The sequence below is a fragment of the Flavobacterium sp. UBA6135 genome (assembly GCF_002428305.1).
Taxonomy (GTDB): Bacteria; Bacteroidota; Bacteroidia; order Flavobacteriales; family Flavobacteriaceae; genus Flavobacterium.
This window is the reverse complement of the sequence record NZ_DIVJ01000023.1, coordinates 86,037-112,292: the sequence shown is the minus strand read 5'-3', so window position 1 is coordinate 112,292 and position 26,256 is coordinate 86,037. Positions and strand designations below refer to the sequence as shown.

The following is a 26,256-nucleotide window of genomic DNA, read 5'->3' as shown; positions in this document are numbered from 1 at the left end:
GGGTGTGGTAAATAGTAAATTTTGAATAAAGATAAATTTAATTTTCTGTAATCGGAATTTTGGGGGTAAAAAACTATGAATTATTAAAACTTTTCAACACGAAAACGTTTTCGCAACACTTTTAACAGCTGTTCACAAAAATTGTTTAGATTTTTACGTAAATTTAACATTCGAAGTAAAATACAAGCACACAAAAAACACAATTTTAATCTAAACAAACTGTATGAAAACAATTTACAAAAAGTTGTTCATTGCGTTGCTTCTGATGCCACTTACACTATTGGCACAGAATACTTTAACTGGAAATGTCACAGAGAAGGCAACAAATCTGCCATTGCCAGGAGTTAGCGTAATTGTAAAAGGTACTACAAATGGTACCATTACTGATTTTGACGGAAATTTTACACTGTCAAATCTAAAAAGCGGAGATGTTATTGAATTGTCCTTTGTAGGATTCAAAACAATCGATGTTACATTTAGTAATCAAAGAAATCTTCAAGTCTCACTAGAAGAAGATACGGCACAACTTGATGAGGTAGTGCTTATTGGTTATGGAACGGTTAAGAAAAAAGATGCAACCGGCTCTGTAACTCAAATTACTTCTGAAGATTTTAACAAGGGTGCAAATGTTACTGCGGAGAATTTACTGAACGGTAAAGTAGCCGGTTTAACAATTAATACAAGTGGAGCACCGGGATCTGGTTCTGAAATCAGAATTCGTGGAGGTTCTTCTTTGTTGGCCTCGAATGATCCCTTGATTGTGATTGATGGGTTGCCAATTGATAATCAAGGTGCAGCAGGAGCAACATCGATTTTATCTTCGATAAATCCAAATGATATTGAGTCATTTACTATTTTGAAAGATGCTTCTGCTACAGCTATTTATGGATCTAGAGCTTCTAATGGCGTTATCATTATCACTACCAAAAGAGGAGCTAAAACACTTCAGGTTGAATATAATTTTCAATATGGTTCTGGAAAAAATGTTGGAGAAATAGATGTGTTCACCGGTGATGAGTTTAGAGCTTTAGTAGCCGGAACATTTGATGGAAATGGTGTGCAGCTTACACCGGGTATTGGAACACCAGGACAGGTAGCTATGCTGGGAGATGCTAATACAAATTGGCAAAAGGCAATTTACAGAAGAACAGATTTTGTTGACAATAATTTATCACTTAAAGGAAATTTATTTGGATCAATTCCAACAAGATTATCAATTGGAAACACGTATCAGGAAGGTCTTCGATTGACAAATGAGTTTACAAGAAATTCAGTTTCTTTAAATTTGTCTCCTTCTTTATTTGAAAATCATTTGAAATTTAGAGTTTCTGCGAATTACACAAATCAACGAAATAGGTTTGCAGATGGAGTAGAAGGGGCAGCAATTCGATTTGACCCAACACAACCTATTTACGATGTAAATTCACCTTATGATGGTTTCTTTGAATATTACAACCCAAATTTACCGGGTAATCCATTCTTAAATCCATCAACTCCAAATCCGGTTGCACAATTACTGCAAACTAATGACAGAGGAACAAATAATAGATTTTTTGGAAACTTTGAAGTAGATTATAAGTTTCATTTTTTACCAGAATTAAGAGCGGTTTTAAACTTGGGGTATGATAATAATGATGGGGAAAGATCTAGAACTAGATCTACTTCCGCTAGATCAGGTTTTCAAAACAATAACATATCTTTAGGAACAAAATTTAATGAAGCTAACCAAAGAATTAATAAATTATTAGATTTCTATTTTATCTACAACAAAGAGTTTGGCGACTTAAGTTTTGAAGGTACAGCTGGTTATTCGTATCAAAAGTTTGAAAACTCTGGCCAAGCAGGTTTTGAAGCAACCGATCCAACAGACCAACTAAGATATTATGTTGATACAGATGTTGTTCTTTTAGGATATTTTGGAAGAGCAAATTTTAATTTAAAAGACAAGTATCTATTAACATTGTCTTACAGAAGAGACGGTACATCACGTTTTGGTCCTGATAACAGATGGGGCAATTTCCCTGCTGCAGCTTTAGGTTGGAAAATTAAAGAAGATTTTTTCAAAGATTCTACTGTATTGTCTGATTTAAAGTTACGTCTAGGTTGGGGTATTACTGGTCAACAGTCAATTGATCAGGCGTCTTTTTATCAATCAATTTATAATTTAGGTGATGCAAACTCTCAATATATTATTGGCGGACAACCTATAAATGTTGGCGTTCCTAGTGCTTTTGGACCATTGAAATGGGAAGAAACAACAACCTATAATGCGGGGTTAGATTATGGATTTATGAACAATAGATTGAATGGGTCTTTAGATGTGTTTTATAAACTTTCTAATGATCTTTTTCAGATTGGACCATTCGCAGATGGAAGTAACTTCTCAAACCAAGGGCCACAGAATGTTGGGGACATGAGTTCAAAAGGTATAGAATTTTCTATCAATTATGATCTTTTTAATTCAGAAAACTTCAATTGGAATGTTGGGTTTAATGCTACAAAATTTGAAAGAAGAATTGAGAAAATAGCATTAGGCTCACCTTTATTTACCGGTCAATCAGGTGCAGGAACGGGAGGAACTTCTCAAATCTTGCAAGAAGGATATACGCCTTTCTCCTTTTTCGTTTACAAACAATTGTATGACCCTAGTGGTGCTGCAATTGAAGGAGCCTTTGCAGATTTAAATGGTGATGGTTTAATTAATGGTGACGACAGGTACATTTATAAAAATCCTGATCCTGATTTATTATTAGGTTTTAATTCTACTATGAATTATAAAAACTTTGATTTTGCATTTAACCTTAGAGCAAGTATAGGAAATAGAGTTTTAAATGCTGTAGAATCTACCCGTTCTTATTATGCTTTGATTCAGAATGGTGTATTGGAAAACATTTCAACAAATGTTTTAAATACAAATTTTGTAGAACAAAATGGAGAAAATGTTTTATCAGACATGTATGTTGAAAATGCCTCTTTTTTAAGAATGGATTATGTAACTTTAGGTTATACTTTTCCTAAATGGTTAGAAGGAAAAGCTTCTTTACGCCTATTTACAGGTGTTCAAAATGCATTTGTAATCACAAAATATGGTGGTTTAGACCCCGAAGTAACAGGAGGTTTTGACAATACTATCTACCCAAGACAGAGACAATTTTTGTTTGGGGCTAACGTAAAATTTTAAAATAAAAAACTATGAAAACTATGAAAACTAAAGTCTTTTTCTTTATGTGTTTTGCATTTTTAATGCAATCGTGTGAAGATGATTTAGATGTTGTGCCCAGAGACCCTAATCAGGCTTCTGCTGATGAGTTTTATGCTCAAGACGGTGCATATGCTCAAGCTATTGCTGGGGTTTATGGTAACTTGTCTTTAACAGGAACACTTGGGCCTGATAATTCTAACATTGGAGGGGTTGATGCAGGAACCAGTCAGTATGGACGTGTGCTTTGGTACATGCAAAATTTGTCAACAGACGAAGTAATCTGGAGTTATGAAAATGACCCCGGAACAAGAGAACTTCAAAGAAATATTTGGAATGCATCAAATCCTATTATTCGAGGAATGTTCAGTAGAGGAATGTTTCAGGTAGCATTGGCTAATGAATTCTTAAGACAATCTACTCCAGAAAAGTTAAGTGCTAGAGGCATTACAAATGCACAAACGCTTGCGGAAATTGAGGATTACCGAAATGAAGCACGTGCTTTGAGAGCATTGTCTTATTATCATATGTTAGATTTGTTTGGGAAAGCACCATTTAATACTGAAAATGATGTAGTTGGTGTAGCAGGGCCTCAATATAACGCTCAACAACTTTTTGAGTATATAGAGGAAGAGCTGGTATCGATTTTACCAAATCTAAAAGCTCCTAGAACTAACGCATCCGGGAGATTAGATCAAGGATTTGCAAGAATGGTATTGGCTAAATTATACTTAAATGCTGAAGTATACATTGGAACGAATAGATATGCTAATTGTGCAGAACAATGTACTGCGATTATTGGGTCTGGATATACATTGGCTCCAAACTATTTAAATAATTTCAAAGCAGATAATCACACTTCTCCAGAAGCGATTTTCTTTATCCAGTCTGATGGTTTAGTTACTCAGAATTATGGGCCTACTACTGTGATGATTAATGGTCAAGTTGGATCCATTGAGGGTAATGGTAATCAATTTGGTGTTGGTGGATGGGGAGGTGCTCTTCGTCTAAGAAAGCAATTTGTTCAAAAATTTGATGGAAATCAGTTTAATAATGATGTTAGAAATACTATAATTTCTGGAGTAAGAGACATTGATATTTCAGATGTTGCAAATAGAGATCAAGGTTATATTTTAGCCAAGTATTCAAATATATCTTCTACAGGAGTTGCAGGAATTAGCACAACTTTTGTGGATACAGATTTTCCAATGTTCCGTTTAGCAGATGTTTATTTGATGTATGCTGAATGTGCTTTAAGAGGTGCCGGTGGTGCAACATTACCACAAGCTTTAACATATGTTAATGCGTTAAGAGAAAGAGCAAATAATGGCTCTCAAATCGGAAATATTACTTCTGGACAGCTAACATTAAATTTTATATTAGATGAACGATCAAGAGAATTGCATTGGGAAGGTCATAGAAGACAAGATTTGATAAGATTCAATAGATATACTGGCGGAGCATACAACTGGTCATGGAAAGGGAACAGTAGTAATGGTGTCTCAATTTCAACAAATTTGAGATTATATCCAATTCCTCAAGCTTCACTGGCTTCAAATCCTAATTTAACACAAAATCCTGGGTATTAAAAATCCCTTTAAACTTAAATATTAAAAAAATGAAAAATACATTTAAATTATTTTTAGCTACAATCCTTTTTGTTGGATTATGGTCTTGTGAAGATGAACAAGATTTAATGTTCTTAACACCTCCTGCGAGTTTTGATATTTTAACGCCAGATGCGGGAACAGCTGTGGTTTTAACATCTGACTTGGCAAATAATCCCGCTTTAACTGTTTCGTGGTCTGAAGCAGATTATGGAACTCCCACAGCAATTAATTACAATGTTGAAATTGCACAGTCTGGTAATAATTTTGAAACATTTATTGTTGCTGGAAATACTACCAATACAAACCTAACCTGGTCTGTTGCAGAATTAAATTCTGCAGCAATTGAAGCGGGTTTAATTCCAGAAATTGAAGGAGCTTTGGATATCAGAATTAAATCAACAAGTGGAACTAATGGTGCTCAGCCATTATATTCTAATGTTGTGACTATATTATTGACAACATTTAGCCCAGTTGTAGCTAAAAGAGAATTGTATATAGTTGGAAATGCTTTTGATACAAATATGGATGGTATAGCTAATAATGATGATTGGAATAATAACGCAACAAATACACCAATTTTTAGAGATCCTTCAGACGATAATATTTATTACTTCACTGGTTATTTTGTTGCCGGCGAGTTTAAGTTACTAGAACAAAAAGGACAGTGGCAACCACAATGGGGAACAAACGGAGGAGGTGCGTTAGCTGTTAATGATGGTACCGGAAGTGACCCAGGAGCTTTCATCGTTCCAGCAGCTGGTTATTATACTTTCACCTTTAATAGCACATCGATGACGTATACTCTTGTTCCATTTGCTGGAACTGTGCCTACAGCTTTTCCAACAGTTGGTATAATTGGTGATTCAACAGCACAAGGTTGGGATGCAAGTACCGCAATGGAAACAGGTTCGTTTAATCCTCATATTTGGAGAATTAATGCTATTTTAAATAATGGAGAAATGAAATTTAGAGCCAATAATGATTGGGCAGTAAATTGGGGTGGTAACACAGCTCTAAGTGGATTAGGAACAGATGGAGGCCCAAACATTCCAGTAGCTGCAGGTCAATATGACATTTGGTTTAACAGTTTGGATGGAAGGTATTTATTAATTCCTGTTCAGTAAAATATTAATTATAAAAAGGGCTGTCATAGATAGCCCTTTTTTTAAAAATGACACTATGAAGAAAATTTATTTTTTATTATTATTTCTTAGCTTATTAACGTTAAATTCATTTGCACAAGTTACAACAATACCATCTCCAGCTGAAGCAAGTGAGGCAGTAACTTTAAATTTTAATAAAGCGGGGACTGGATTGAATGCTTACAACGGAGTAATATATGCTCATATAGGCCTAACTATAGATGGTGTTCAGTGGCAAAACGTTAAAGGGACTTGGGGTAATAATTCCACACAACCTGCTCTAACTTTAGTCTCTGGATCAAATTACACTTTAAATTTAAGTCCTGATTTATATACTTATTTTAATGTACCTACAACTAGTTCAATTACTCAAATTTGTGTGGTTTTTAGAGGTTCTACAGGCACGCCACAAACTACAGATTATTTTATAAATGTTGGGGCATTTCAAGCAACTCTAAATTCTCCAGCCATCAATAGTAATACTATTTTAAATTCAGGAGCTAATTTATCAATAACAGCAAGCAATACAAATGGAAATGCTGATTATAATTTGTTGGCAAATGGTGTTAGTATAAATGCTTTTACAGGATCAAGTTATGCATTTACAGACACAAACATAACGAATAATAAAAATTACGAATTACAAATTACTCAAGGCGGCACAACTTTTTCCAGAAATTTTAATGTAATTGTAAATCCGGGAACAATCTCTCAAGCTATTCCTACTGGATTAGAAGATGGAATTAACTATAATATATCTGACCCAACAAAGGCGACGTTGAAGTTAAATGCACCGGGTAAAGATTTTGTTTACGTTGCAGGAAGTTTCAACAATTGGCAACCTGATACTTCTTATGCCATGAGAAGAGATCCTTCAACTAATATTTTTTGGCTGGAATTAACAGGATTAACTCCCGGTCAAGTTTATACTTATCAATATTGGGTTGTTGATCAAACACCGGTAGCAAATTCACCGGTAATGGTAAAAGCGGCAGACATGTACTCCACATTGGTTTTATCTCCTTTTGATGACCCATGGATACCTGCAGCGTCATATCCTAACCTTCCGACATATCCTCAAGGGCAACAAAGAGAAGTTACGGTTTTGCAAACAGCTCAACCTGCATATAGCTGGAGTGCAGCAACCACAAATTTTGTGAAGCCTAATAAAGATAATTTGGTTATTTATGAAGTTCTAATTCGTGATTTTGATGCAAACAGAAACTTTCAAGACTTAATTAACAGAATTGATTATTTCAAAAATTTGAAAGTTAATGCCATAGAATTAATGCCAATTATGGAATTTGAAGGAAATGAGAGTTGGGGATATAACACCTCTTTTCACATGGCTTTAGATAAGTTTTATGGCACTTCTGATAAGTTTAAAGAGTTTGTTGATTTGTGTCATCAAAATGGCATAGCCGTAATTTTAGATTTGGCTTTAAATCATGCTTTCGGAAGAAATCCCGGAGTTAGAATGTGGATGAATGATCCTGATGGTGACGGATGGGGACCACCTTCAACGGATAATCCCTATTTCAATACCGTAGCAAGACATAGTTATAGTGTTGGTGAAGATTTTAATCACCAATCTGAAATGACAAAATACTATACTAAACGCGTAATTAAACATTGGATTGAAGAATACAAAATTGATGGTTTCCGTTGGGATTTAACCAAAGGGTTTACTCAAAACTGTACTGGTGGTAATGAAATATGTACTAATGCTTACCAAGCGGATAGAGTTGCCGTTTTAAAAGAATATGCAGATTATTCTTGGTCTCTAGACCCAAATCATTATGTAATTTTTGAGCATTTAGGTTCTGATAATGAAGAACAACAATGGGCAAATTATCGTCTTAATGAAGGAAAAGGGATAATGATGTGGGGTGAGTTATGGGAGCCATACAAACAACTGATCAGCGGAAATTCTGCAAACGCAAACATCAATAGAGTGGGTCACGTAAGTAGAGGTTTTCAAGGGAAAAGGCTTATAGGTTATCCAGAAAGTCATGATAAAGACAGAATTATTTATGAAGCTGTTACTTTCGGAAATGGTGGAGGAACTACTCCTGTTAATGGTAATTTAAATAACGCAATTAACAGAATCAAAGCTATTGCAGCTACAAATATCTTAGTGCCTGGGCCAAAAATGGTATGGCATTTTGCATCCCTAGGAATGGGCGATTCAATTTGGACATGTTCAAATGGAACAATAAACTCAAGTTATGATGCAATTCCTGGTGATTGTAAGTTAGATACCAAACCACAACCGCAATGGACTCAAAATTGGTTGGCAGATCCACTTAGAAATTCTGTGTATAATACTTATGCTAAATTGAATGCATTAAAAACTTCGCAACCTGTTTTTAATGGAGAATATTCAATAAGCCCTAATGGAGATAATCTTAGACAACGTATTTATGTTTTTGACAACTCTTTACCTGCATCCCAATTAAAGAATGTTGTTGTGTTAGCTAATTTTTCGGTATCAGATCAAAATATTACTCCTGATTTTCCATACACGGGTATTTGGTATGATTTAATGACTGAAACGCCTTTGAATGTTACCAGCACAACTGCACAGATTACTTTAGCCCCGGGTGAATTTAGAGTTTATGGAAATCAAATGGTTACTTTAAATACCGATGAAATTGAATTAGCTGATGATTTTGCAATACATCCCAACCCAGCTTCTACTTCTTTTACATTGAATGTTTCAACCAATCGTGTTGAAGTGTATTCTTTAACCGGTCAATTGGTAAAATCGTTTACTTCTGCATTTTCTGAAAACCACTTATTTGATATAAGTGAATTAAATTCAGGAGTTTATTTAGTTAAAGCTAGCGATAGTTTTAATCGTGAAAAAGTAATGAAGTTAATAAAGAATTAATTGAGTTGTTATAAAAGTTTGCCTTTAAAAACCTAACATTTTGTTGGGTTTTTTGTTTAAATAAGGAGTTGTATATATGAACTTTATAAATTACTTTCGCTTCGTGTTTTTTTTGCAACAAATAATGAGCGACAGTCGTTTATTAGAGTTGCCAATTTTTTTACTTTATTTTTTCAAATATACAATAGCATTGTGTAGCTCAAAAAAGTAAAAATAAAACATCTAAATTGGTTAAGAAAAGTATATAGATGAAGGATAAAATGATGCTGTATTATGAAGTTGGGAATATTGTAAAAATAAAAAACCCTAAAACATTTTTTTAAAAGTATTAGGGATTTTTAAAGTGGTACCTCCAGGAATCGAACCAGGGACACATGGATTTTCAGTCCATTGCTCTACCAACTGAGCTAAGGTACCGTTGCTAATGCGGGTGCAAATATAGAATGTTTTTTAGTTTATCCAAAACAAATATCAAAAAAAAATAAGCCCTTTTAAAAGATAAATAAATTCATAATATATGTTGTTAGTAATTGACATAGGAAACACTAGAATTAAAGCAGCTGTCTTTGAGCAGTATACGATGTTGAATTTTGTAGTGTCAGATAAAATAACGATTCAAAAAGTGGTAGCAATTTTTTTTAAAAAATTTAAAATTGACAATGTTATTTTGTCTTCAGTCAGTGATTTTGATTACAAAAGTTTAGTTTTTCCTGAATCTATACATGTTACTAGCGTTGATAATTCCATGAAATTTCCATTTGTAAATTGCTATCAAACACCAAAAACCTTAGGAATAGATAGAATGGTGTTAGCTGCTGGTGCAGTTTTGCAATTTCCTAATAAAAATAGATTGGTTATTGATGCTGGAACTTGTATAACTTATGATTATATTGATGATAAAAATAATTATTTAGGAGGTGCAATTTCACCAGGATTTAAATTAAGATATGAATCATTGCATAATTATACTGCAAAATTGCCTTTACTACAACTTGAATTACCAGAAAAAATAATAGGGAATTCGACAAATTCTGCAATTCATTCCGGTGTTGTAAATGGAGTAGTAAATGAAATAGATGGATATATCAATGATTTAATTAACCAAAATGAAAACTTTACCATAATTTTAACTGGTGGTGACTCAGATTTTTTGGCTAAACGATTAAAAAGTACCATATTTGCCAATTCAAATTTTTTACTCGAAAGTTTGGCCTATTTATACCAATATACAAAATGACTAAAAACGTAATTATTTGTTTAAGTTTATTAGTGACTTTTATTTCAGTTGCACAAGATAACACTGCCTCTCCCTATTCCTTTTATGGGATAGGAGAATTTAAATTTAAAGGTGCTGTAGAAAATAGAAATATGGGTGGTGTAGCCGCTTTTAAAGATTCGTTAAGTATAAATTTTTTGAATCCTGCCTCTTATGCAAATTTGAAAATCACTGCGTTTTCAGTATCAGGTAGTCATAATACAACTACTTTGGAGAACAGTACTCAAAGCGAAAAAGCACAAAGAACATCTCTAGACTATTTAGCTGTTGGTTTACCTTTGGGGAAATCATCAGCTGTTTTTGGGTTAATGCCTTACACTTCTGTGGGCTATAGAATTAGAAATGCTTTTAATGATGACGAAGGATTTTTTAGAAATAAGATAGCATCCGGAAGAGGTGGCGTAAATAGACTTTTCTTTGGCTATGGTTATAGTATTACTCCAGATTTTTCTATTGGTGTAGATATTAATTATCTTTTTGGAAACGTTGAAACAACTTCTTTGGAGTATATAACAGGAGTTCAGCTGGGAACTCGAGAGATTAATAATTCACGGATTACTGGTTTTGGCTATAATTTAGGTTTAATGTACAATAAGAAAGTAACGGAAAGTTATTCAGTTTACACCTCTTTGAGTTATTCTCCTGAGAGTGAATTAGCTATAAAAAATTCAACAAAAATTTCTACAGTTAATGTTGTAATTCCAGAAAGCCCTTCAGATGTCGAAATTGAGGATGAAATTTTAAATAAAAATAAAATTAACAATCCCGGAAAAATATCTTTTGGATTGGGTTTTGGAGATACTAAAAAATTTGGAATTGGTACACAATTTACTTTTACTCAAAACAACGAATTTGGGAATAGACTTGATGGTATAAATAATGTAACATTTGAAAATGGAACAAAAATAGGTGTAGGAGGTTATTTTATTCCCAAAATTATTTCTTATAGTAATTACTGGAAAAGAGTAACTTACAGAGGAGGTATGAGTATCGAAAACACCGGATTGATAATAAATAATCAAGAGATAAAAGATTATGGCATAAATTTTGGTTTAGGTTTACCCGCGAGCGGAACACTTTCCAATATAAACATCGGATTTGAATTTGGCTCAAGAGGAACAAGAAAAGCAAACCTTATAAAAGAAAATTATTTCAACATATTAGTTAGCTTATCTTTAAGTGATAAATGGTTTGTAAAAAGTAAATATAATTAACAGTGAAATTTAATATCATGAAAACTAAATTAACATTTTTAATCGTAATCTTGTTTGGATTTTATAGTTCAATAGCTCAACCTTCAGATTGTGCAGATAGGTTGTCAATTTTTGTAGAATTAGCAAAATCCAAAAATTATACTGAAGCATACGAACATTTAAATTATTTAAGAAAAAGTTGTCCATCTCAAAATGCTGCAATCTATTTGTTAGGTGAGCCTACTTTAAATTATTATATTGATAATGCAAAATCTACTGCAGACAAAGAAAAGCATGTTAGAGATTTAATGAAACTTTTTGAAGAGTATGATCAATATTTTCCAGGTAACGGAAAAGGAAACTCGGTAAAGAGAGGTTTAGCTCTTTTTGATAATAATATTGGAACACCAAATGAGGTTTTCCAAATATTGGATAAATCCTTTAAAAATGATAAAGCTAACTTCACTAATCCAAAAGCATTATTGTTGTATTTCCAAATATTTGTTGATGACTATGAGGCTGGTAATAAAGGAATTCAATTACAAGAAGTTTTTGATATGTATGATGTTATTTCAGATAAACTTGAAGAAGAAGCAAAAGTTTTATCCGATGCAAAAGATTTACTGATTGAAAAGCAAGAATCAGGAGAAGCTTTAACAACTAAAGAACAAAAAGATTACAATAGATACGAAGTAAACCTAGAAGCTTTTGAAACTGTTGGCACCAGTATGGATGCTAAAATTGAACTATTAGCAACTTGTGATAGATTAGTTCCTTTCTTTAGCAAAGGCTTTGATGAGAAAAAAGGTGATGCAGAATGGCTACGTAGAGCGGCTCAACGTTTAGACAGAAAAGGATGTTCTTCTGATCCATTTTTTGCCAAGATTTCAGATGCATTACACTTGTTGAATCCAACAGCAGAATCTGCTTATAATTTAGGGGTATCTTTTTATAATAAGAAAAACACAGCTAAAGCTTTAGAATATTTTAATCAAGCAGCAGAATTGCATACTGATAAAAACAAAAAAGCTAACGTATATTATACCATTGCAACCAACATTTACGGGAATGGTAATAAAACTCAAGCGAGAGCTTATGCAGAAAAAGCATTAGCGGCAAGACCATCAATGGGTAGAGCTTATTTGTTTATTGCTCAATTGTATGCCAATAGTGTTAACGATTGTGGTGTAACACCTTTTGAAAAAAGAGCAGTTAACTGGTTGGCAGCACAAACAGCAAGAAAAGCAGGTCAGGTAGATTCTTCTTTAAAAGCAACTGCTGATCAAACAGCTGCTTCTTATGAGCAAAGAGCTCCGTCAAGGCAAGATATTTTTCAAGAAAATATGGCTGGTCAAACAATTTCCTTTAAATGTTGGATTGGAAAATCTGTAACGGTTCCAAGCCTATAAGATGAATAGAATTAGTTTATATAGTTTAAAATTGAGTGTCATTGCATTTGCAGTGACACTCTTTTTTTCTTGTGAAAGCAATTTTAAACAAATTCAGCAAATCAATTTTTCTGAATTTATGCCAACCGGCATTGCAGATACAGTCAATTTAAAATATACCGATTCCGGAAAAGTAAAAGCCATATTGATAAGTTCAAAGATGTTGGATTATGGAACAGTAAAATATCCATTTACTGAATTTCCCGAAGGAATTGATTTAACTCTTTATGAAGCAAATGGTAAAAAAAGCTATGTAGTTTCTGATTATGCCATCACCTTCAAAGGAACTGAAATAATTGATTTGAGAGGTAATGTAAAAATGACCACTCAAGACGGACAGTTTATGGAAACGGAACAATTGTTTTATGATCAAAAGAATGAATGGTTTTTTACCGAAAAAAAGTTTAAATTTACAGACCCTATCAAAGGCTTTACAACGGGAGAAGGGATTGATTTCAGCAAAGACTTTAAACGAATTAATTTTCAAAAAGTATATAGTGAAATCAATGAAGCAGAATAATTTATATATCATTTAAACCAATTTTATGAATTACCTAAAATACATTCAATATTTTTATCTTTTTGCAGCTGGATTCTTTACCTATCTAGGATTTACTTCGCTTGATAATGAAGGAGAACGCAATCCGTGGATGATGTTTTTCTTTGCAGCTTTAGCACTTTTTATGTTCTTTTTCAGAAGGCATTTTTTTAGTAAATACCAAGATAAAAACAAAAAATAACAAGTGGAAATTAGCATTATCATCTTATGCTTATTGCTTTCTGCTTTCTTTTCAGGGATGGAAATTGCCTTTGTTTCATCTAACAAAGTTTATCTTGGAATTGAAAAGTTACAGGATAATTTTTTGTCAAAAATACTAACAAAGCTTACCGAAAAACCTTCAAAATTCATTGCAGCAATGCTTGTTGGAAACAACATTGCTTTGGTAATCTATGGTTTTATGATGGGTGATATCATTATAAAATTAATGTATCCGGAATATACTACAGATTCAAATCTACCCATTCATGTGATTCTTGTTCAAACCATAATTTCGACGGTAGTTATTTTGATAACTGCAGAATTTCTACCCAAAGTATTTTTTCAAATTTATGCTAATAGTTTTTTGAAGTTATTTGCACTTCCTGCATATATTTTTTATCTAACGCTTTATTTTTTATCCACATTTGTAATTTGGATTTCCGATATTATTCTCAAAAAATTTTTTAAAACTGATGGAGATCAAGAACAATTGTTGTTCAGTAAATTAGAACTTGGTAATTACATTTCTGAACAAATGGATGGGGTTGAAGATAATGAAAATGTGGACTCTGAAATTCAAATATTTCAAAATGCTCTGGAGTTTTCTGGAGTAAAAGCCAGAGATATTATGAATCCAAGAACTGAAATTGCAGCGGTAGAAATTCATGATTCGATTTCAGAATTAAAACAGAAATTTGAAGAAACAGGTTATTCTAAGATTGTAGTTTTTCAAAATTCTTTGGATGATATTGTTGGATATGTACATTCTTTTGATTTATTCAAAAAACCAAAAACAATTAAATCAGTATTGATTTCAGTTGAATATATCCCTGAAACCATGCTTATCAAAGATGCATTGGGTTTATTAACTAAAAAGCGAAAAAGCATAGCCGTAGTACTGGATGAATATGGAGGCACCTCAGGTATGATTACGATTGAGGATATTGTAGAAGAACTTTTTGGAGAAATTGAAGATGAACATGATGAAGAAGAAACTCTTATTGAAGAGCAATTAAATGAAAAAGAGTATCGTTTTTCTACTCGCTTTGATGTAGAATATCTGAATGAAACATATAAATTTAACTTACCTGAAAGCGATTCTTATTCTACATTAGGAGGAATGATTGTAAATCATAACAACGAAATTCCTCAAAAAGAAGATGCGATTCAAATTGAAAATTACCTTTTCATAATTGAAGAAGCATCTAACAAAAAAATTGAACTCGTTAAAATGATAATCAAAGAATAATAAAAATTGTGAGTATTTTTCAAAATCTATCCCTATTTATAGCTTTCAAAATCTATAAAACAAAAAAACTGCAAAATATATCCGATACATTATTATTATTTCATAGATAATTGTATTTTCGCAAACTGAATTAAAAAAACTTATATAAAATGGCAATTTTAGGAAAAATTAGACAGCGTTCATTTATTCTAATTGTAATTATTGCGTTAGCATTATTTTCATTTGTCTTGGCAGATGTTATTCAAAGTGGTGGCTTTAGTCAATCAGCTACAAATGTTGGTACAATAAACGGAACAGATGTATCCTATGAAGAGTTTAACTTAAAGGTTAACAATGTTGAAAAACAAGGTGCACAACAAGGTATGACTACGATACAAGCAATGAACCAAGTTTGGAACCAAGAGATTAACCTTGCATTATTGAATGATGAATTAGCAAAATTGGGAATCAGAATTTCTGAATCACATTTGGTAGAAGCCTTAAAAGCCGATCAAACTATTGGTAGAAGTCCAATGTTTGCCAATGAAATGGGACAGTTTGATATCAATAAATATAGAGAATATTTCAAATCAAGTTCTAATCCTCAAGAAAAAGAAGAATTAGAAAGAATTGAAAGAAATGCAAACGTTTCCGCGAAATATCAAATCTATTCTACTTTGTTGAAATCAGGTTTTTACACTACAGTTAATGACGCTAAATTTAAGTATAACTTAGAGAATGATAAAGTATCTTTTGATTATGTAGTGGTGCCATTTTCTTCAATAAATGATAGTGAAGTAACGGTTTCTGATAAAGAAATTATTGATTTCATGAAGAAAAATGAAAAGAAATATAAATCAGAAGAAACAAGAGAAATTGAATTTGTTACAATTAACGACAATGCAACGGAGAGTGATAAAGCCGACATCAAAACTCGTTTAGAAGGTTTGTTAAATGCAAAAATTGTATTTAACAATGAAACCAACCAAAATGATACTTTGCCTGGATTTAGAGCTACAAAAAGCATTGTAGAATTTGTAAATGCTAATTCTGATTTTCCATATGATTCAACATTTGTTTCAAAATCAGATTTACCTGCAGAATATGCAGAACAAATCTTTAACCTTGCAGATGGTGAAGTTTTCGGCCCTTATGAATATGGGAATTATTATGCATTAAGTCGTTCGATGGGAAGAAAATCAGGAGCAAAAGCAAGAGCAAGTCACATTTTGATTAGCTACGAAGGAACTCCCGTTCAAACTAAAGAGATCAGAAACAAAGAACAAGCCAAAACTAAAGCGGAAGAAATTTTAGCTAAAGTAACAGCTAGTCCAAGCGAATTTGCTATGGTTGCTATGGTGGAGTCTGAAGATACACAATCAGGTCAAAGAGGTGGAGATTTAGATTTCTTTAATCCTGGTCAAATGGTAAAACCATTCAACGATTTTGTATTCAACAATTCAGTTGGTAAAATTGGCTTAGTAGAATCAGAATTTGGTTTCCATATTATCAATATTACTGACAGACAAGATGCTATTCAATTAGCAACTATCGCTCAAAAAATTGAAGCTTCTGAAAAAACTACAGATGGTGCTTATACCAATGCAATGAAATTTGAACAATTAGCAAATGAGAAACCTTTTGCTGATGCTGCAAACGAATTCAAATTGGCTGTTTCGCCAACAGTAAAATCAAAAGCTCTTGATGAAGCTATGGGAGAATTAGGTAATCAAAGACAAATCGTTCGTTGGGCGTTTGAAAAAGGAACTGACCTTAATGATGTAAAACGTTTTGAAATCCCTAAAGTTGGTCACGTAATTGCAAGACTAAAAAAGATAAACAAAGAAGGTTTGTTGCCAATTGAAGAGGCAAGAATTCAAGTGGAGCCAATCATTAAAAACAATAAAAAAGCTGAGTTGATTAAAGCAAAAATGACCGGAACTACATTAGACGCAATTGCTAAAGCTGGTGCAGTAACTGTTCAAAAAGCTGAGAACGTAAGTTTAGAAAATCCTATTATCCCAAATTCAGGTTCAGAACCTGCTGTTGTTGGAGTTGCTTTTAGTACGGATGCATCTAAAGTTTCTGAATTAGTTCAAGGTAATACAGGAGTTTATGCTGTTAAAACAATCCAAGTTTCAAAAGGATTACCAACGCAAGACTACACAGTTCAATTGACAGCATTAAAAGCTCAAAACGGTACGGCATTAAAGAGAGTGTTTCCTGCATTGAAAGAAAAAGCAAAGATTAAAGATAATAGAACTAAGTTTAATTACTAAGTAGTATTATACAGATACAAGAAACCACGCCTTGAGCGTGGTTTTTTTATAAAATCATTTCAGAAAAAGATAAAAGTGTTGCATACCCTTTTTCTTCAAAATATTTTTTTGGATTTTCTTTTGAAACAACTAAGACAAAATCACCACCCCAAGCTCCAAGACTTTTTATAACACCTTTAAAATCCTGAAATAATGCTTCCTTAACAGTGTGCATTTCTAAGATATTGCTCATTAAAGATTCGTGTTTGTCAATAGCTAAAGCAAATGTTTGGATGGAATTAGTAGTTAAGATTTCTGCTGTAATTTGATTTATTTCAATAATTGCTCTGTCTTTTTCTTTTTGTTTTCCTAAATAGGTTGCAATAGCTGTTTTGCTGCTTTGCTTCTGATTTAAATATAAAAAATAGAGGTTTTCATGAAAAATCGGATAAAAGTCAACTGCAGTGAAATAAGGAAGTTCATTGCGTAATTCGTAAAGTATAGCAGTGTCGTTTTGAGCACAGGCGATATCATAACCGCTTCCTCCAAAACTATTTTTTAATAATTGAAAAGGATTAATTTCAAGCCATTTTGCAATATTGGCTAATAAGGTTGAAGACGTGCCAAGTCCCCAGTTTTTTGGAAAAGTTAGGTGGGTTTCAATAACATATCCTTTTGAATCTGATAAAAATTCCGGATTTAGTTTATGAGCTTCTGATAAAATTTCAAACAAAGTTTTTTTGATACCTTTTTCTAATGTTTGAAATGATTTAATTTCTTCAAACGTAAAAGTCGATTCAAACCAAACAGTTCCATCAGAATCATAACTAGTCCATGAAATATTTTGTGGTATTCCGGGAGAAATATGCATGCTTTGCCCAAACTTTGTAGGAAGTGCTAGAGCTTTTGCCCCGTCTAATACCAAATATTCTCCAGTGATCAGTAATTTCCCGTTGCTGTAAAAGGTTTGTTTCAAGGTGATTTATTTTCTGTTTTCTTCCAAAAATCCCGCCACAGAAGCGTGTGAAATCGTATTGTCTTTAAAATACTCCGCTACTTTTATTCTTTCTTCTGCCGTCGCGTGATACTGATTTAAAATATTGTTGATGTGCATTTTCATATGACCTTCCTGAATTCCTTTGGTTGTCAATGAACGCAAGGCAGCAAAATTTTGAGCCAATCCAACAGCGGCCACAATTTGCATTAATTCGCGTGCCGATGGTTTTTCTAAAATTTCTAAATTCAATTTTACTAAGGGATGTAACGAAGTTAAACCGCCCACCGTTCCTAACGCTAACGGAATTTCTAACCAAAATTTAAAAATGCCGTTTTCAATTGTTGCATGAGATAAGCTGCTGTATTTGCCATTTCGGCTGGCATACGCATGTGCTCCGGCTTCCACGGCTCTAAAGTCGTTTCCGGTGGCTAAAACCACGGCATCAATTCCGTTCATAATTCCTTTGTTGTGCGTTACGGCACGAAAAGGTTCAATTTGTGCAATTTGAACGGCTCGGACAAACTTCTCGGCAAATTCTTTCGGGTTTTCGATTTGTTTCTCGGCTAATTCTTCAATTGAACAGGAAACTTCTGCTCGAACAATACAATTCGTAACATAGTTTGACAAAATGCTCATCACTACTTCAATGTTTTTTTCATCTTCCGAAAAAATTTCAAAAGTTTGAGCCTCTTGCTTCAAGGTTTTAGCAAATTGTTCCAAACACGAATTGATGAAATTCGCACCCATACTATCTTTGGTTTCAAAAGTAGCATGCAATTGATAGTAATTTTCTAAATCAGCGGTTTTATCATTCAAAATAATATCCAAAATTCCGCCACCACGTTTTTGCATATTTTTGGTTATGCTTTCTGTTTCTGAATAGAATTTTGGTTTCGTTTGATTAAAAAAATCAACTAATTTGGATTTTTCACCTTTATAAATAAAATGAACTTGTCCGATTTTTTCGGTGTTCAAAACCGTCGTTTTAAATCCGCCACGTTTCGACCAGAATTTAGCCGATTTAGCAGCTGCCGCCACCACCGAACTTTCTTCAATCACCATGGGAACGGTATAATTTTTTCCGTTGATGTTGAAATTCGGTGCAATTCCCAACGGTAAATAAAAATTGGAAATCGTATTTTCGATGAATTCGTCGTGCAATTGTTGCAGTTTTTCATCTGTATTCCAATAGTTTTTGACTAATGAAATGGCTTCTTCAGGTTGCGAAAAATACTGCTTTGCAATCCATTCAATTTTTTCAACTTTGGATAATTTAGAAAATCCGGAAATTTCGTGGTTCATTTTTGTTGCTTATTGTGGTGCAAAGATACAACTAAGAGGAATAAAAGTTTAAAGTGAATTCTTGTATTTTATCAAACCAAATACAATGATTTCTTTAGTTTCCATTTTCACTTTATACACTACTGTGAAACCTTTGAAAATGTAATCTCTTATTAAATCGTCTTCAAAGTAAATAGATTTTCTAAAATTAAATGGATTTTTTAAATCTTTTAAGATGTTTTTTAGTAAATCATTCTTAAATTTACGTGCAGCTTTAGGTTTGTCTTTTGCAATAAATTCGACTTGATCTGATAGGGCATTGATGAATTTTTCAGAAAAACTAATCTTCATATTTTGAAATTATTTTTTCCATAACCAAATCCATTTCTTCCATCGAAATACATTTTGATTTCCCATTTTCAATGTTTTTCAATTCATTTTCTAAAATTTTTTTATTTTTTTCAAAAAAAGGATCTTCCTGAATAATTTGAACTTCATTTTCAGAAAATGAACTTAATAATTCAAGAATTTTTGACTTTAATTTGGCTTGAAATTGAATTCGAATAGTTTCCATACTGAAATATTTACACACAAATTTAATGAAAATTAAAATTAGATGTGTTTTTTAAAATTTCTATTTCATTTCAAAAATCCAAAAATTGCTATTTAACAGAAAAAAACTCGTTTTATTCCGATTTTTTCACTAAAATTGAATCTTTTTTTAACGTATTTAAAATGAATCAATTCTCAAAACTCGTTTGTTTCTTACTTCTTGTATCGGCGACCGCGATAGGTCAGCAAAAAATCACCTTAGAAGACATCTGGTCCTCAGGAACTTTCCGAACAAAAGGGATGGATGCTTTGCAAGCTCTCAAAAACACCAATCAATATACAGTCTTAAATGCAGACAGAACATCACGTACTTTTCAAATCGATTTGTACGATTTTGCTACATTGAAGAAAGTGAGTACGCTTATTGATACGAAAAATCATACCGAATTAAAATCCATTGATAGTTATACATTCAATTCCACGGAAACGCAATTGCTGATTGCTTTGAATTCGGAACAAATTTATCGTCATTCTTCCGTTGCCGATTTTTATATTTATGACTTATCATCAAAGAAATTACAAAAAGTAGCCGATTATAAAATTCAAGAGCCAACGTTTTCTCCGGATGGAAAAAAGATTGCTTACGGTTTTGAAAATAATTTATATGTGTATGATTTAGCTTCTTCAAAACACACTCAAATTACAACTGACGGCAAGAAAAATCACATCATTAACGGAATTACAGATTGGGTTTATGAAGAAGAATTTGGGTTTGTAAGAGCTTTTGATTGGAATAGTTCGAGCACTCATTTGGCTTACATTAAATTTAATGAAACCGATGTTCCCGAATTTTCAATGGATGTTTTTGGGAGAGAATTATATCCATCGCAGGAGGTTTTTAAATATCCAAAAGCAGGAGAAAAAAATGCATTGGTTTCTTTGCATATCTATGAAATAGCTTCAAATCAAACCAATAATATCAATTTGAGTCAATATAATGACTTTTACATTGCTCGAATGAAATGGACAAATGATTCGAATGCGTTGAGTATTCAAGTGCTAAATCGTCACCAAAATAATTTGGATTTACTTTTTGTGGATGCCAAAGCAGGAACTACAAAAGTGGTTTTGAATGAAAAAGACGCAGCTTATGTTGATGTAACCGATAATTTGACCTTTTTGAAAGACAACAGTTTCATTTGGACGTCCGAAAAAGACGGCTTCAACCACATTTATCATTACGACAAAAACGGAAAGCTTAGAAATCAAATTACCAAAGGAAATTGGGAAGTGACTTCCTATTACGGTTTTGATGAAAAAAACGGGCAAATTTATTACCAATCGGTTGAAAATGGTTCGATTAATAGAGATGTTTATAAAATCAAATTAGACGGAAAAAATAAAGTTCGATTAACGAATAAAACAGGAACCAACAAAGCAACTTTTAGTCCGAATTTTCAATATTTCATCAATTCTTTTTCCAGTTCAACCGAACCAACTTCATACACGTTACACGATTCAAAAGACGGAAAGCAAGTTCAATCAATCGTTGATAACAACGAATTAGCTTCAAAACTTAAAAGTTACAATCTTCCAACAAAAGAATACTTCGAATTAACGACCGAAAAAGGACATAAATTGAATGCTTACATCATCAAACCAAAAGATTTTGATGCTTCCAAAAAATATCCATTATTATTATTTCAATACAGCGGACCGGGATCGCAACAAGTTGCTAATCAATGGTTGGGAGCGAATGATTATTGGCACATGCTATTAGCTCAAGAAGGTTATTTGGTTGCTTGTGTGGACGGAAGAGGTACCGGATACAAAGGAGCTGCCTTCAAAAAAGTCACTCAAAAAGAATTAGGAAAATACGAAGTAGAAGATCAAATTGATGCTGCAAAAGTAATAGGAAACTATCCTTACATCGACAAAACTCGTATCGGAATTTGGGGCTGGAGTTATGGCGGATTCATGTCCAGCAACTGCATCTTAAAAGGAAACGACGTGTTTAAAACGGCCATTGCTGTTGCTCCGGTAACCAACTGGCGTTTTTATGACACGATTTATACAGAACGATACATGCAAACACCACAGGAAAATGCAAGTGGTTATGATGATAATTCTCCCATCAACCACGTAGATAAATTAAAAGGAAATTATCTTATCATCCACGGAACAGCCGATGATAACGTACATTTTCAAAACGCAACCCGAATGATTCGTGCGTTGCAATTGGCTAACAAACAATTTGATCAAGCCATTTATCCCGATACCAATCATGGAATTTATGGCGGAAAGATACGCTTGCAATTATATACTAAAATGACTAACTACTTAAAAGCTAATCTATAACCAAACTTATGACAAACGATACTTCGCTGGATAAAAAAGAATTATTCGGACATCCATTTGGGCTTTTTATTCTTTTCCTCACTGAAATGTGGGAACGATTTTCTTTTTATGGAATGAAAGCTTTGCTAATTTATTATTTAGTAAAATATCATTTATTTTCAGATGAAGCTGGAAATTTTATAGTTGGAGGATATGCTGCTATGGTTTATGCACTTCCGGTTGTGGGAGGCTATTTAGCTGATAAATATTTAGGATTTAGAAAAGCAGTAATTTTTGGAGGTGTTTTATTAGTGCTTGGACATCTTGGACTAGCTTATGAAGGTCATCAAGCCTTTTTAGCCGAAAATGGTGAAGTGGTTCAAGATAAGTTTGCCTTGCAAGCTTTTTTCTTTTCGCTATCATTAATTATTTTAGGAGTTGGATTTTTGAAAGCAAACATTTCTTCTATAGTTGGAGCACTTTATGAAAAAGAAGATATTAGAAGAGACTCTGGTTTTACCATTTTCTATATGGGAATTAATTTAGGATCTTTTGTGGCTACTTTGCTATGTGGTTGGTTAGGAGAAAATTACGGTTGGGGTTATGGTTTTGGAGCTGCCGGAATTGGAATGATTTTAGGATTAATCACCTTTATTTATGGTCAGAAATATTTGATGGTTAAGGCTGAACCTAAAAATCCTGAAATTTTGAAAAAGAAAGTTTTTGCCGGAATTTCAGTTGAATGGTTGATTTACATTTTATCAATTGCCAGTTTATTTATTATTGCTCAAATGGTGCAACGCCATACTGTAGTAGATTGGATGTTGCGTATAACAGGAGCAATTGCACTATTAATGATTATCTTTTACAGTATTAAAGAAGAAAAAATTATTCGTGAACGATTGCTGGCTTTGACTGTTTTGATTATTTTCTCAGTGGTTTTTTGGGCTTTGTTTGAACAAGCTTATACTTCAATGAATTTATATGCTGACCGAGTTTTAGATCGTGAGTTTTTTGGATGGACTATTCCGGGACCATGGTTCTTGAGTTTGAATGCATTATTTATTATTCTTTTTGCTCCAGTAGTTGCAAGTTTGTGGGTGAAATTAGGGAAATACAATCCAAATACACCTGTAAAATTTGCCTTTGCCATCATCTTAGTTGGATTGGGATTTGGAATGTTAGTTATAGGAGCAAATGTAACCGCAGATGGTGCTAAAATCGCTATGATTTGGTTGGTATTAGCCTATTTTCTTCATACAATGGGAGAACTTTGCTTGTCTCCTGTTGGTCTTTCATCTGTTACAAAATTAGCTCCACAAAAAATAGTTGGTTTCATGATGGGCGTTTGGTTTTTAGCTACAGCCAGTTCAGAATTTATCGCAGCTGTATTGGCCAATTTAGCCAAAATTGATACAGAAGGAGGTCAAGTTACAGATGTTACTTTAGCATTAACAAGTTATACCGATTTATTCTCAAAATTATTCTGGGTCGGATTAATTTTTGGAGGTGTTTTGTTAGTACTTTCACCATTATTAAAGAAATTAATGCACGGAATTAAATAATTATAATTTACTTATGAATACTTCAACCTCTAACGACTTCTTCAAAGACCAAGTTCTCGGACATCCTGCAGGATTGTTTGTTCTCTTTTTCACCGAAATGTGGGAACGTTTTTCCTATTATGGAATGCGTGCCATTTTGGTGATTTTCTTAATCTCAACATTTGATAAAGGGGGTTGGGAATGGACTACCGAAAGAGCAATGGCATTATACGGAACTTACACAATGGGAGTTTATCTAACACCGGTTCTAGGAGGTTTGTTGGCAGATAAATTATTGGGTTATCGTTGGGCTGTAATTATTGGAGCATTTATTATGACCTTAGGTCACGCATCAATGGCACTTGAAACAGAGTTCTTTTTATATGTTGGTTTAGGGTGTTTAATCATTGGAAATGGTCTTTTTAAGCCAAACATGACTTCTATGATTAGCCATTTATACAAAGATCACCCAGAAAAGAAAGACGGTGCTTATTCCATTTTTTACATGGGAGTAAATGCCGGAGCCTTTTTAGGAATTATGCTTTGTGGTTATATTGGTGAAAAAGTTTCTTGGAGCTTAGGTTTCGGATTAGCGGGAATTTTTATGTTCTTTGGAATGCTACAATTCTATTTTACACAAAATATTTTTGGTCAAGTTGGACTTTCTCCAACAAACAAAAGCCTAATCAAAACTGATGAAGTTGATCACACACCGTCAAATATTATCAGAGATAGAATGATTGTGGTTTTCATTTTTTCAATTTTTACCGTTTTCTTTTGGGCTGCTTTTGAACAAGCCGGTGGTTCGATGACTATTTTTGCAGAAAAATATACACAACGAATTTTAGAAGGAAATGCAGGTTTTTCATTTAAAATTATTGATGCAATTTTGACTATTCTACCACTAGGAATTATCACTTATGTGTTGGCTAAATTGTTTTCTAAAACTTTCGCAAAATATTCTCTAGGAAATATTATTCTTTCTTTGAGTTTTATAATCATTTGGGGAATTGTAATTTGGAAAGTAAACCGAGAATTTACAGCTACTGAAACAGAAGTTCCTGCAACATGGTTCGGAATCTTAAATTCATTATTTATAATTATTTTTGCTCCTATGTTCTCAAAATTATGGGAAAGTAAATATAATTTGCCCGGTGCAGTTAAATTTGGAGTAGGATTAATTCTTCTAGGATTAGGATTCGGATTTTTAGCTTTCGGAGCACAATCCATCGTGTCGGGAGAAGATTTTGTACGAGTAAGTATGGTTTGGTTAATCTTAGCCTATTTATTCCACACCTTAGGAGAGCTTTGTTTATCACCTGTTGGATTGTCGTATGTAAGTAAATTGGTTCCTGCAAAATGGATAGGGGTAATGTTCGGTATTTACTATCTTTTCATTGCAATGGGTAACAAATTAGCCGGATCAATGGGAGGAATGATTGAAAAAATATCTAATGAATATTCATTAAGCACATTTTTCCTTATTTTTACAATCGTCCCGATTGGAATGGGCGTTTTAATTTCAGCTATGAATCCTTTGATTAGAAAACTAATGCATGGTGTTCGCTAACTTTCGGCATCATTTTTGAAAAATGAATTAAAATTTTAATTATGAAAAAAACACTCTTACTATTTGCCTTTATATCGTTTTATTTTGTTCAGGCACAGGAAATTAAATGGATGTCTTTTGATGAAGCAATAGCTCTTCAAAAAGAGAATCCGAAACCAATTTTTATGGATGTTTATACCGATTGGTGTGGGCCATGCAAAATGTTGGATAAGAATACATTTCAAACCAAAGAAGTTTCAGAGTATATCAATGCCAATTATTATGCAGTTAAATTTAATGGAGAAGGAAATACTACTGTAAATTATAAAGGTAGAAAATTTTCAAATCCTGGCTATGATGCCAACCGAAAAGGAAGAAACAGCATGCATGAATTTACCGGATTCTTAAAAGTAGAAGGTTATCCTTCAATGTATGTTTTAGATAAAAACGGCGAAATTGCAAAAGTTATCGTTGGCTATTATCAACCTGAACAATTATTATCTGAACTAAACGGCACTAATTAAAATGAAAAAAACAATTTTAATCGCGGTCTTATTTATGACCTTTCAATTTGCTTCTGCTCAAGAATTAACTTGGCATACAGATATTAACAAAGCAATTGATATTTCTGTGAAAGAAAAAAAACCTTTACTGTTATTCTTCACCGGGAGTGATTGGTGCGGATGGTGTATCAGACTTCAAAATGAAGTTTTTAAAAAACCTGAGTTTGCACAATGGGCTAAAAAGAAAGTAGTTTTAGTAGAACTAGATTTTCCTAGAAAAACAAAATTAGATCCAAAATTGGAAGCACAAAACAACGAACTTCAAGCTATTTTTCAAGTGAGAGGTTATCCTTCGGTTTGGTTTGTAAATCCGGAGAAAAAGAAAGATAAATCGATTAATTTACAGCAACTGGGAAAAACCGGTTATGTTGCAGGCGGTCCTGATAAATGGATTGAAAGTGCTACAACTTTCATCGGAAAATAAAT

General features: G+C 33.0%; 20 protein-coding genes and 1 tRNA gene. 16 read left to right on the top strand and 5 right to left on the bottom strand.

All coding sequences use genetic code 11. From position 1 onward, the window contains the following. Positions 1-223 precede the first annotated feature (223 nt). From B3L86_RS06360 to B3L86_RS06345, 4 genes are read left to right on the top strand one after another with little or no spacing between them, the layout of a single operon-like run. A complete protein-coding gene (locus tag B3L86_RS06360) occupies positions 224-3,181 on the top strand; it encodes a SusC/RagA family TonB-linked outer membrane protein (protein WP_291116507.1) in 2,958 nt (985 codons plus the stop codon). Between the two features lie 20 nt (positions 3,182-3,201). Next, positions 3,202-4,788, top strand: a complete 1,587-nt coding sequence (locus B3L86_RS06355) for a RagB/SusD family nutrient uptake outer membrane protein (protein WP_291116504.1) — start codon at positions 3,202-3,204, stop codon at positions 4,786-4,788. A gap of 29 nt (positions 4,789-4,817) precedes the next feature. Continuing rightward, entirely contained in the window at positions 4,818-5,933 is a 1,116-nt protein-coding gene (locus B3L86_RS06350) for a SusE domain-containing protein (protein ID WP_291116501.1), read from the top strand. Positions 5,934-5,988: 55 nt separating this feature from the next. Continuing rightward, a complete protein-coding gene (locus tag B3L86_RS06345; RefSeq protein ID WP_291116499.1) occupies positions 5,989-8,844 on the top strand; it encodes an alpha-amylase family glycosyl hydrolase in 2,856 nt (951 codons plus the stop codon). 344 nt (positions 8,845-9,188) lie between these two features. On the opposite strand, the gene B3L86_RS06340 is transcribed toward B3L86_RS06345, so the two are convergent. Beyond that, a tRNA-Phe gene (locus tag B3L86_RS06340) sits at positions 9,189-9,261 on the bottom strand. A 100-nt stretch (positions 9,262-9,361) separates the two neighbouring features. Here B3L86_RS06340 and B3L86_RS06335 point away from each other — a divergent pair. The 7 genes from B3L86_RS06335 (at position 9,362) to B3L86_RS06305 (ending at position 17,028) form a co-directional block, all read left to right on the top strand. Continuing rightward, entirely contained in the window at positions 9,362-10,081 is a 720-nt protein-coding gene (locus tag B3L86_RS06335) for a type III pantothenate kinase (protein ID WP_291116497.1), read from the top strand. Next, positions 10,078-11,334 (top strand): hypothetical protein, encoded by a 1,257-nt coding sequence (locus B3L86_RS06330; protein WP_291116494.1) that lies wholly within the window; start codon positions 10,078-10,080, stop codon positions 11,332-11,334. The genes B3L86_RS06335 and B3L86_RS06330 overlap by 4 nt, the downstream gene beginning before the upstream one ends. A 17-nt stretch (positions 11,335-11,351) precedes the next feature. Next, a complete protein-coding gene (locus B3L86_RS06325; RefSeq protein WP_291116491.1) occupies positions 11,352-12,722 on the top strand; it encodes a tetratricopeptide repeat protein in 1,371 nt (456 codons plus the stop codon). 1 nt (position 12,723) lies between these two features. Next, positions 12,724-13,281, top strand: a complete 558-nt coding sequence (lptC, locus tag B3L86_RS06320) for an LPS export ABC transporter periplasmic protein LptC (protein ID WP_291116489.1) — start codon at positions 12,724-12,726, stop codon at positions 13,279-13,281. Between the two features lie 25 nt (positions 13,282-13,306). Then, positions 13,307-13,501, top strand: a complete 195-nt coding sequence (locus B3L86_RS06315; protein WP_291116486.1) for a hypothetical protein — start codon at positions 13,307-13,309, stop codon at positions 13,499-13,501. A 3-nt stretch (positions 13,502-13,504) separates the two neighbouring features. Further along, positions 13,505-14,770: a hemolysin family protein gene (locus B3L86_RS06310; RefSeq protein WP_291116483.1), complete on the top strand. Its 1,266-nt coding sequence runs from the start codon at positions 13,505-13,507 to the stop codon at positions 14,768-14,770. 149 nt (positions 14,771-14,919) lie between these two features. Further along, the gene (locus tag B3L86_RS06305) at positions 14,920-17,028 is read left to right on the top strand and encodes a peptidylprolyl isomerase (protein ID WP_291116480.1); all 2,109 of its coding nucleotides are present in this window, start codon (positions 14,920-14,922) and stop codon (positions 17,026-17,028) included. A 46-nt stretch (positions 17,029-17,074) separates the two neighbouring features. Here the strand turns inward: B3L86_RS06305 and B3L86_RS06300 are convergent, their stop codons facing one another. Genes B3L86_RS06300 through B3L86_RS06285 form a run of 4 tightly spaced genes read right to left on the bottom strand, consistent with a single transcriptional unit; the run spans position 17,075 to position 19,859 of the window. Beyond that, complete coding sequence (locus B3L86_RS06300; RefSeq protein ID WP_291116477.1) at positions 17,075-17,983, bottom strand: GYDIA family GHMP kinase; 909 nt, start codon at positions 17,981-17,983, stop codon at positions 17,075-17,077. 6 nt (positions 17,984-17,989) lie between these two features. Beyond that, positions 17,990-19,306, bottom strand: a complete 1,317-nt coding sequence (locus tag B3L86_RS06295) for a hydroxymethylglutaryl-CoA reductase, degradative (RefSeq protein ID WP_291116474.1) — start codon at positions 19,304-19,306, stop codon at positions 17,990-17,992. Between the two features lie 48 nt (positions 19,307-19,354). Next, positions 19,355-19,636 (bottom strand): type II toxin-antitoxin system RelE/ParE family toxin, encoded by a 282-nt coding sequence (locus B3L86_RS06290; RefSeq protein WP_291116471.1) that lies wholly within the window; start codon positions 19,634-19,636, stop codon positions 19,355-19,357. After that, positions 19,626-19,859 carry a hypothetical protein gene (locus tag B3L86_RS06285; protein ID WP_291116468.1) on the bottom strand — a complete coding sequence of 78 codons (234 nt, stop codon included), beginning with the start codon at positions 19,857-19,859 and terminating at the stop codon, positions 19,626-19,628. Before B3L86_RS06285 ends, B3L86_RS06290 begins: the two co-directional genes overlap by 11 nt. Before the next feature lie 161 nt (positions 19,860-20,020). Between B3L86_RS06285 and B3L86_RS06280 the strand changes: the two genes are divergently transcribed. From B3L86_RS06280 to B3L86_RS06260, 5 genes are read left to right on the top strand one after another with little or no spacing between them, the layout of a single operon-like run. Further along, positions 20,021-22,195 carry a S9 family peptidase gene (locus B3L86_RS06280; RefSeq protein ID WP_291116465.1) on the top strand — a complete coding sequence of 725 codons (2,175 nt, stop codon included), beginning with the start codon at positions 20,021-20,023 and terminating at the stop codon, positions 22,193-22,195. A gap of 8 nt (positions 22,196-22,203) precedes the next feature. Further along, the gene (locus B3L86_RS06275; RefSeq protein WP_291116462.1) at positions 22,204-23,739 is read left to right on the top strand and encodes a peptide MFS transporter; all 1,536 of its coding nucleotides are present in this window, start codon (positions 22,204-22,206) and stop codon (positions 23,737-23,739) included. A gap of 13 nt (positions 23,740-23,752) precedes the next feature. Then, the gene (locus B3L86_RS06270; RefSeq protein WP_291116459.1) at positions 23,753-25,288 is read left to right on the top strand and encodes a peptide MFS transporter; all 1,536 of its coding nucleotides are present in this window, start codon (positions 23,753-23,755) and stop codon (positions 25,286-25,288) included. 41 nt (positions 25,289-25,329) lie between these two features. Next, on the top strand, positions 25,330-25,791 hold the full coding sequence (locus B3L86_RS06265; protein ID WP_291116457.1) for a thioredoxin family protein: 462 nt from the start codon (positions 25,330-25,332) through the stop codon (positions 25,789-25,791). Position 25,792: 1 nt separating this feature from the next. Continuing rightward, on the top strand, positions 25,793-26,254 hold the full coding sequence (locus B3L86_RS06260) for a thioredoxin family protein (protein ID WP_291116455.1): 462 nt from the start codon (positions 25,793-25,795) through the stop codon (positions 26,252-26,254). Positions 26,255-26,256: the final 2 nt, after the last annotated feature.